Source organism: Pseudomonas sp. (assembly GCF_049590575.1).
Taxonomy (GTDB): Bacteria; Pseudomonadota; Gammaproteobacteria; order Pseudomonadales; family Pseudomonadaceae; genus Aquipseudomonas.
In genome coordinates, this window is the sequence record NZ_JBAWDE010000080.1 from 1 (window position 1) to 9,056 (window position 9,056).

Annotated in this window: 8 protein-coding genes; 3 read left to right on the forward strand and 5 right to left on the reverse strand. The window is 64.1% G+C overall.

The window, feature by feature from the left end; translation table 11 throughout:
• Together WBR57_RS06295 and WBR57_RS06300 are read left to right on the forward strand one after the other, a co-directional pair.
• Positions 1-554: ABC transporter ATP-binding protein (locus WBR57_RS06295; protein WP_424083092.1), on the forward strand; the 554-nt coding region annotated here is incomplete at its 5' end.
• Between the two features lie 12 nt (positions 555-566).
• Entirely contained in the window at positions 567-1,961 is a 1,395-nt protein-coding gene (locus WBR57_RS06300; protein ID WP_424083093.1) for an FAD/NAD(P)-binding protein, read from the forward strand.
• 41 nt (positions 1,962-2,002) lie between these two features.
• Here the strand turns inward: WBR57_RS06300 and WBR57_RS06305 are convergent, their stop codons facing one another.
• From WBR57_RS06305 to WBR57_RS06320, 4 genes are read right to left on the reverse strand one after another with little or no spacing between them, the layout of a single operon-like run.
• Complete coding sequence (locus WBR57_RS06305) at positions 2,003-3,244, reverse strand: efflux RND transporter periplasmic adaptor subunit (protein WP_424083094.1); 1,242 nt, start codon at positions 3,242-3,244, stop codon at positions 2,003-2,005.
• On the reverse strand, positions 3,234-4,712 hold the full coding sequence (locus tag WBR57_RS06310; protein WP_424083095.1) for a TolC family protein: 1,479 nt from the start codon (positions 4,710-4,712) through the stop codon (positions 3,234-3,236). Before WBR57_RS06310 ends, WBR57_RS06305 begins: the two co-directional genes overlap by 11 nt.
• Positions 4,705-5,904, reverse strand: a complete 1,200-nt coding sequence (locus tag WBR57_RS06315; RefSeq protein ID WP_424083096.1) for an ABC transporter permease — start codon at positions 5,902-5,904, stop codon at positions 4,705-4,707. The genes WBR57_RS06310 and WBR57_RS06315 overlap by 8 nt, the downstream gene beginning before the upstream one ends.
• Positions 5,901-6,608 carry an ABC transporter ATP-binding protein gene (locus WBR57_RS06320; protein WP_424083097.1) on the reverse strand — a complete coding sequence of 236 codons (708 nt, stop codon included), beginning with the start codon at positions 6,606-6,608 and terminating at the stop codon, positions 5,901-5,903. Before WBR57_RS06320 ends, WBR57_RS06315 begins: the two co-directional genes overlap by 4 nt.
• 355 nt (positions 6,609-6,963) lie before the next feature.
• On the opposite strand from WBR57_RS06320, the gene WBR57_RS06325 reads away from it, so the two are divergent.
• On the forward strand, positions 6,964-7,722 hold the full coding sequence (locus WBR57_RS06325) for a TetR/AcrR family transcriptional regulator (protein ID WP_424083098.1): 759 nt from the start codon (positions 6,964-6,966) through the stop codon (positions 7,720-7,722).
• Between the two features lie 168 nt (positions 7,723-7,890).
• Here the strand turns inward: WBR57_RS06325 and WBR57_RS06330 are convergent, their stop codons facing one another.
• Complete coding sequence (locus WBR57_RS06330; RefSeq protein ID WP_424083099.1) at positions 7,891-8,952, reverse strand: FUSC family protein; 1,062 nt, start codon at positions 8,950-8,952, stop codon at positions 7,891-7,893.
• Between the last annotated feature and the right edge of the window lie 104 nt (positions 8,953-9,056).

Genomic DNA, 9,056 nt, shown 5'->3' on the forward strand with positions numbered 1-9,056 from the left:
GCCGCGGCGTGATCGAATACGCCGGCCTCGACCTGGCCGGCGTCGACCCCAGCCAACGCGTGCGCCAGGGCATGGTGCATGTGCTGGAGGGGCGCCATGTGTTCGGCCAGCTCACGGTGGAGGACAACCTGCGCAGCGGCGGCTTTGTGCGGCGCCTGAGCCGTAAGGAGATGGAGCGTGACCTGGAGCGCATCTACGCCTGGTTCCCCCGGCTCAAGACCAAGCGCCATACCCGCGCCGGGCTGACCTCCGGCGGCGAGCAGCAGATGGTCGCCATTGGCCGCGCACTGATGACGCGTCCAACGTTGGTGCTGCTCGACGAGCCATCCATGGGGTTGGCGCCGATGATCGTGCAGGAGATTTTCGAGATCATCGCGCAGCTCAACCGCGAGCAGCAGGTGAGCTTCCTGATCGCCGAGCAGAACATCAACGTCGCGCTCAACTATGCGTCCCACGGCTATGTGCTGGATACTGGGCGCGTGGCCTTGAGTGGCAGCGCCGCTGAGCTGTTGGCGCGGGGCGATTTGCACGACATTTATCTGGGTAAACAGTAAGGGCGAATTTGCATGACAGAATCCATCCGCAACGCTGATGTCCTGATCATCGGCGGCGGCCTGAGCGGCACGATGCTGGCTGTGCAACTGCTGCGCCTGCCTGGCCAGCGGCACATCCTGGTGCTCGAACCGCGCGCCGAACTCGGGCGGGGCGAGGCCTACAGCGCGGTGGAGCTGGGCCACACCCTGAACGGCAATGCGGCGCGCATGAGCGTCGACCCGGACAATGCCGACGACCTGACCCAATGGCTCAGCGACTACATCGGCGCCGGCGGTTGGCCGGAGTCGGACCAGCAACACGTGCCGATCAGCGAGTTGTTCCCGCCGCGCGGGATTTTTGGCTTGTATGCGCAGCAGCGGCTGGCCGAGGCCAAGGCGTTGTCTGCGTCCACGGTGGAGCATGTGCGCGGGGAGGTGATCGATCTGCAAGTTGAAGCGCATTCGACCCTGCTGACCCTGAATAACGGCCAGCGACTGCGCGGCGCCCAGGCGGTTTTGGCCACCGGCATGTTCCCCGCTGCACGCACGCCACAGACCGAATCCAGCGGCGTGAACGCCGCCGCCGTGGACCCGTGGGACGTGCAGGCGATGACCCAGCTCGATCCGCAATCGAGCGTATTGATCATCGGGTCCGGGCTGACCATGGTCGACGCCGTGGTGTCTCTGGAACAGGCCGGGCACCGTGGGCCAATCGAGATTTTTTCCCGCCATGGCCTGCTGCCGCATGTACGCCGGCAGCCACCGGGCTGGGAGGATTTCCTGGCCGCCGACCAGGCCCTGCGCAGCCCGCGGCAATTGCTGCGTGAGGTACGACGCCAATGCCGCATCGCGCAGGCGCAGGGCATCGATTGGCAGGCGCCGCTGGACACCGTGCGTGCGCATATCGGGCGGTTGTGGAGCCAGGCCAGTGAAGGCGAGAAACGCCAGTTCGTGCGCCATGTGCGGCCGTGGTGGGAGAGCCATCACCACCGCTCGCCGCCCCTGAGCGCGCAGCTGGTGGCGCGGTTGCACGAGGCAGGGCGCCTGCGAATTCGCGCGGCGTCGTTCAAGGGGCTTGAGCCTTCGGGCAGCGGCGTGACGATCCGTTTGCGCTACCGTGGCCAGCAGGCGATTACGCAGGTGTCGGGTGCGGCGCTGATCAACTCCAGCGGCATCGAGTACGACTGGCGCCGCGTAGCCCGGCCGTTGCCCCAGCAGTTGCTCAAGCGCGGGCTGATCCAGCCGGGGCCGTTGGCGTTGGGGATTGCGGCGGATAAATCCGGCGCGGTGCTGGATGCGCAGGGGCGGGTGAGCGCGCGGTTGTTTGCCATGGGCCCGCCGTTGCGCGGGATGTGGTGGGAGAGCACGGCGGTCACGGATGTAGCGCTTCAGGCCAAGGCGCTGGCCGCCAAACTCACCCAAACCTAAATGTGGGAGGGGGCAAGCCCCCTCCCACATTTGATCTGCATTTACTTTGAGATCTTCACCAGGCCAGGCTTGAGGCCAAACACCTCCACACCCTGCGGCGTCGACTGCCCGGTGGTCACCTTCACCCGCTCCACCGGCTGATCCATTGCCGCGCGATACTCCACGGTCATGTCCGGCCCGATTGCCTGGCTTGGCACCACAATCGCGTGTTGATTGTTGTAAGTGACGATGGTCAACCGCGCACTCATCCCCAGCCGCACCCGCTGCAACTGCTGCGGCGTGAGCTTGGGGATCGACAGGGTCACCGGAAATTGCGCGCTGCCCTGGCTGTCGCTGGCAATCGCCAGGCCGCTGACCACGCTCACCGAGCCGGTCAGCCGCTCGCCGTCAAAACCATCGCCCATCACTTCCACCGCCTGCCCCTGGTGCAGTTGGTTGATGTCCAGCTCGGAGACCTTGGTGACGATTTTCAGCCGCTCGATATTCGCCAGGCCGAACAGCACCTGGCCTTGGCTGACCTTGCTGCCGGCCTGCACCGGCGCGTTGGTGTTGCCACCCTGGGATGAGTTATTGCCCGGCGCCGGCACGACGATGCCCGAGAACGGCGCCTTGACCTCCTGGCCCTCGAGCAGCCGGTGCAGGCTGTCGTATTTCACCGTGGCGTTGGTCAGCTCCATATTGGCAATTTGCCGGTATTCGCCTTTGCCTTGATCCAGCGCCTGCTGTAACTCACTGCGCGCCGATGCGAGGTCGAGTTGCTGCTGCTGGGCCTGCTGCTTGAGATCGTCCAGCTCATTGCGCGGGATGATGCCGCGCTGGAACAGGTTTTCACTTTCGGTGAGCTTGCGCTGGGTATTGCCGGCGCTCATCTCGGCGGTGCGCAGGCTGCGGCGGGCGCGGCTGACGGTCGGGCCGTTGTCCCAGTCCTGCAGCTCCTGCACGGTGCGCCGGGCCTTGAGTTGCGCGGAGAGGGCCTCGCGCAATTGCACTTGCAGGGTGGACGGGTCCATGCTCAGCAACACTTGGCCGGCTTCGACCCGCTGGCCTTGCTCCACCCGGTTGGCCTGCACATTGCCGTCGAACGGCGCAGTGAGGGTGATGGTGGTGTCGGGCTCGATCTTGCCCACCAGGCCGATCTGGTGCACCAGCGGGTCGGGTTTTACCGCCAGCCATTGCTCCGACGCGCCGGCGGGTGCGTCGGCCGGGGTGCGCAGGAACAGGCCTGCGCCGGCCAACAGCACGATCAACACGGCGGCCAAAAGGCGTTTTCGATCAGTAGTCATTGAGGGCGATTTCCCAACTTTCCAGCGTCATGCCCAGGGTCAAGTCGAGCTGGGTCTGGGCGTTCAAATAAGCGATCAGTGCATTGAGTTGCGCGTTTTCGGCGTTGCGCAGGTCGGTCTCGAAGCTCAGCACCTGAAAGTTGGTGGAGCGCCCGGCGCTGAGTTTTTCGCGCTCGATCTCGATCTTGCGCCGCGACAACTGCACGGCGCGCTGCGAGATTTCATATTGGCGCCAGCGTGTGCCGAGGTCGCGCACCACATCATTCACGCTGCGTTCCAATGCCTGGCGGGCATCGATGATGCGAATTTCCTGGTCTTCAACATTCACCCGCGCGCGCACCTCGGCCTGGCGAGTGCTGATGTCACCGATGGGGATCTGCACCTGCACCCCGGCGTAGCTGTCCCAGGTGCGGTTGTTGCTGCTGCCGGCGTCGTTATTGTAGTTGTCGCGGACCTGGTTCGCGCCGGCGACCAGGTCTACCTGCCAGCGCCCGGAGTCCTTGGCGATCACCAGGTTGAGGTCGGCCTGTTGGCTGCCGAGCAGGGCGGCGAGGTATTCCGGCTGCTGGTTCTGCGCCAGGTTGAAGGCCTGGCGCTTGTCGATCTGCATGGGCCTGGCCTCCAGGGCTTCGGTGGCGCGAATCGGTGTGGACAGGTCCAGCGCGAGCAGGCGCAGCAGGGCCAGGCGGTTGGTGTCCAGCTGGTTTTGTGCTTCCTCCACGCCGAGTTGCTGGGTGGCGATATCGGCTTCGGTCTGGACGATTTCGAACTCGGCCATGCGCCCGGCGCTGATCAGGGCCTTGTTCACCTCCAGCAGGGTATCGGAACGCTTGAGGGCGTCCTGCACGATGCTCAGTTGCTCCTGGGCGCGCAGCAGTTCGCGGTAGGTGGCGATGATCTGGCTGATGGTCTGCGCCACGGTGGCCTTGAGGTTCAGGCGGTTGGCCTGCTCCGACAGGCGTGACAGGCGCACTGGCGCGGTGGTCGCGTCCCAGCCGGCACCGCGCAGCAGCGGCTGGATAATCGCCAGGTCGAGGCCGTCGCTGCGGTAGCGGCCGGCACGGTCGGCGTTGCTCAGTTGCTGGGTCCAGGCCATGCTCAGGCGCGTGCCGTACTCGCCAAGCAGGCTGGTGGCCGGCGCCACGTTGGCATAACGGGTGTTGTCGGCGGAGCCGCGGTTGCTGCGGTAGTAGCTGTTGAGGGTGAGCTTGGGGTTGAACACGTCCTCGGCCACCCGCAGGTCGAATTTCTGCGCGACCCGTTGCAGGTAGGCGCTGCGGATCGCCGGGTTGTTGCGCAGGCCCAGGTACACTGCGTCGCCCAGGGTCATGCTGGTGGCCTGGGCAACCAACGACACGCCGCGCTCATAACCGCTGCGGGTGGTGCTCGGTGCCGACGGTTTGATGACGATGTCGGCGGCCACGCCGGGCAGGCTGATCAGCGCCAGCCACCAGAGCCATTTACTCATCGCGCAAGGCCTCCACCGGTTGCAACCGCGAGGCCGAGACCGCCGGGTAGATGCCGAAGAACAGGCCGACCAGCAAGGTACTGCCGACGCCCAGGGGCAGGGCGGCGACCGCCAGGGAAAACCCCCAGCCCGACAGCCACGCATACAGCCAGGCCGCGCTCATGCCGAGCACCGCGCCGCACACCGCGCCCACCGCCGTGAGCGTCACGGCCTCGAGCAGGAACAGGTTGCGGATATCGCGCTGGCGCGCCCCCAGGGCCATGCGAATGCCAATCTCGCGCCGACGCTCCGAGACGTTCATCAGCATCACGTTCATCACGCCGACGCCGCCGCCCACCAGGGAGATCGCGCCCAGGGCCAGCAGCAAATAGGCGAAGGTGCGGCTTTGGCGGGTCATGCCGTTGATCATCTGCTGGGGCACCTGGATGTCGACATCGTGGTCGGTCAGTTGCGGCTGCAAGGCGGCGGCGGCCTCTTTCGCAATCCCTTCCATGTCCTGGCCGGGGGCGGCGCGGATGATCACGTTGCCGATCTGCGGCGTGGCATAGATGCGGCGCATGCCTTCGGCGGGAATGAACAGCGAGTCGTTGGCCTGCACCGGCATCAACATCGCCCGTGGCTGGGCCTTGAGGATGCCCACCACCAGGAACAGGTAATCGTTGATGCGCACACGGTCGCCCAATTGCAGCGGGTCGCCCGGCGCGCCCAGGGCCTGGGCCAGTTGGTCACCGACCACGGCATAGGTCTGACTGGCGTCGAAGCTCGACAGGAAGCGCCCCGACTGCATCACCAGGCGCATCGCTGCCTGGATGTCCGGGGTGCTGCCGACGAAGTTGGCATTCGCGCTGCGCCCATGGAACAGCACCGGCCCGCTGAACAGCGTGAGCGCGCCGATGTGGGCGATGCCCGGCACCGCCCGGCGCACGGCTTGCAGGTCGAGTTGAGCGCGCATCGGCGTGTTGGCATTGCCCTTGGGCGGGAACTGGGCGACCAGGGTGTCGGTGCCCATGTCCTTGAAAATCATCGCGGCATCTACCGCCGCGTTGTGGCCGATATTGATCAAGGCCACCACTGACGAACTGCCGATCACAATCCCCAGCAGGGCCAGGATCGAGCGCTTGCCCAGGGTGCGCAGGCTGACGAAGGCCTCATGCAGCAGTTGGCTCAGGCTCTGTTCCACCCGCAGGGTCATAGGCGCCCGGCCTCTTGCACCACGCCGTTGCTTACCAGGATCTTGCGCGCCAGGCGTTCGGCAATGTGCGCGTCGTGGGTGACGATAATCAGCGTGACCTGTTGCTCGCGGTTCAGCGCCAGGAGCAGGTCCATGATCTCCTGGGCGGTGCTGCTGTCGAGGTTGCCGGTGGGCTCGTCGGCGAGGATCACCGAAGGCTTGCCCACCAACGCACGGGCAATCGCCACGCGTTGGCGCTGGCCGCCGGAGAGGTCCGCGGGGCGATGGTGCGCGCGCTCGGCCAGGCCCACTTGTTCGAGCATGCGCAACGCCTGCTCCACCGACTCATGGCGCGACACGCCGCGATAGCTCAGGGGCAGGGCGACGTTGTCCAGTGCGCTGAGGCGCGGCAGCAGGTTGAAGCTCTGGAACACAAACCCGATCTGCTGGTTGCGGATCGCCGCCAGCTCATCCGGGCTGGCGCTGAAAATATCGTGGCCGGCAAAATGGTAGCGGCCGCAGTTGGGCAGATCCAGCAGGCCGAGGATATTGAGCAGGGTGCTTTTGCCGGAGCCGGACGCGCCGAGAATGCCGCAGCTGTCGCCGGGGGCGATGGACAGGCACACATCATTGAGAATGGACAAGTGCTGGCCGGCCAGCTGATAGCTTTTGCCGATGCCTTGCAGGGAGATCAAGCCTGGGTGCGCGGAGGTAGTTGTCATCATGACTACGCCTTCAGTCTCGACGCTGCCGTGCCGCCCCGGTAAAGCCTTGTAACAAGATCGGGGCTGCCTGGTGCATGTCACGGACTGGTTTTATTTCTTGTTTTTAAAATATTGTTTGAATACTAACCGTGTTCTGCGTGCTTCGCCAGCCGTGGATGTAGAGCGGTTTTACGCTTTGAAACAACTCCGCAAACGAGCCTGCAGGGGGGGCAAAAAACCTTCAGCTCGTCACGGCAAGCCCGTCTGCAAAGGCTTTCGTTTATATGAAGGCGTGTCACTACTTGCTTTCGAACGGCGGCCCCGGTATAAAAAATCAAATTATTTTTTAAAACAATATTTCCCACGTGGAACTTCTATGGTCGCGAAAAAACTCAGCGCTCCAAACATTACCAAGACTCGATTGCTGGATGCGACAGAGGCTCTCTTCATCAAATACGGCTATGACGCCGTGCTGCTGCGGCAGATTACCGAGCGGGCCCAGGTGAACCTGGCCGCGGTGAATTACCACTTCGGGGACAAGGATTCCCTGATGAAAACCCTGCTGATGCAGCGCCTGGAGCCGCTCAACGAGCAGCGCCTGGAGCTGCTGGCGCGCTGCGAAGCCGAGTCCGACGGCCCGCTCGACTGCGACACCTTGCTCGGCGTGCTGTTCGCGCCGGCCATGGGCCTGGAGCGCAGCGACCCGGCCAGCAGCACCGGGGAAGGGCGTTCGTTCATTCGTTTCCTGGGGCGGGTCTACAGCGACACGTCGCCGTTTATCCAGGAATACCTCAAGGTGCATTACCAGCCGGTGTTCCAGCGTTTCTTTGAAGCGTTCGCCCTGGCCTTACCGGATTTGCCGCGCAATGAGCTGGGCGTGCGCCTGCAATTTGCCCTCAAGGCGATTTCCGGGGTGATGGCGGGTACCGAACTGCGCCTGCTGATGAATTCCATGAGCCTGGGCCGCCCGGCCACCGACGCTGAAGTCATGGCCAAGCTGATCACCCTGGTGTCGGCGGCGATTCGCGTGCCGCAGCAGAGCCCGGAAGCCGAGAACGCCTTGGCCAAGGTGCTGGATACCCAGCGCGCCATTCGCGAGCAAGCCGTGGCGCCCGCCGCCAAGGTTTCGCGCTAGCTCGAATCCCAGGCAAAAAAAAGCCCGCTGGGGCGGCGGGCTTGATATGCAACGTTTGTAACGGATGAGGCTTCACCCTACGTCTCGGCATGTGAATAAAACGTGAAAAATATGTAAGAAAAAATATGAATGTTTTCCGGCGTGCAAGTGTGTCAAAACGCCATCAATCTAGATCTTCCAGCGCCCGGCGCTTTTGGCCAGGCGCTGGCGCATCGCATCCACGTTCGCTGCCAATTGCACCGTCAACAGACGATACCCATCCAGCGCGCTGTACACCGGTGCATCCAGTGCTGGCTCGCTGCCAGTGATGTGGCTGGGCCGCTCCAACCGTTCAGTCACCCCTGACTTCAACGCCCGCGCCATCCCCACCAGTTGCACGCGGATCTGCCGGTGCTCGGCCTTCAGCACCGCCTGCATGCGCGCCATCGCCTGCTCATCGCGAGGATCGGGGCGGGTGTTGCCGAGAATCTCCAGGGTGCTGATGCACATGCGCAGATGGCGCTGGATCGCGTCGAGTTCGGTCATCGAAATCCGCACTTCCTTGGACACCGACGGCATTAATGAGCGCAGTTGCAGCATCGCCGCGTTCAAGCGGTTGAGCAGCTTCAGGTGCTCATCGTCGGTCACCGACTGGCCGCTGATGATCCGGCTGTAGATCGCCGCGCAATCACGCAACGCGCTGGCCAGGTTGTAGCGCCACGAGTACACCGCATACAGCGGCAGGGCGAAGGAAAACGCCAATGCCAGGACGATGCCGATCAGGATATCGACCGTGCGCCACAAACCATCCGAGATCGGGTTGTCACCGTGGCCCGCAACAATAAACACGGTAATCGCCGACAGCAGCGCGATGTAACCGCCCTTGCCGATAGCGTGGTAGGAAAAGAACCCGCATACCGCCGACATCAACAGGTAGGTCAAGAACGGCTGGCCGAAGTAGGCCTGCTGCACCACCAAGAGCAAGCCGACGCTGGCGCCGATCAAGGTGCCGTAGGCGCGCTCCACGGCCTTCTTGCCGATATTGCCGTGGTGCTGCAAACCGCCGATCACGATCAGCATGGTCACCGAGGCCCACTCACCGTGGGGCAGGTTGATGCCGGTGGTCAGCAGGATCGTCGCCAGCAAGCCGATGGACACGCGCACGGCGTGGATCAGCTTGGCGTGGCGATAGCGGCGGTAGGGGTCGAGCAGGGGACGCAACAGGCGCCGGGCGAAGAGGGGCAGGTTCATCGGTATTAACAGGATCTCGATAGTCAGGGTGGACTCAGTCTGAATGGTGGGAGCGGGCTTGCTCGCGAATGCGGCGTGTCAGTCAAATGTGTATCGACTGACAC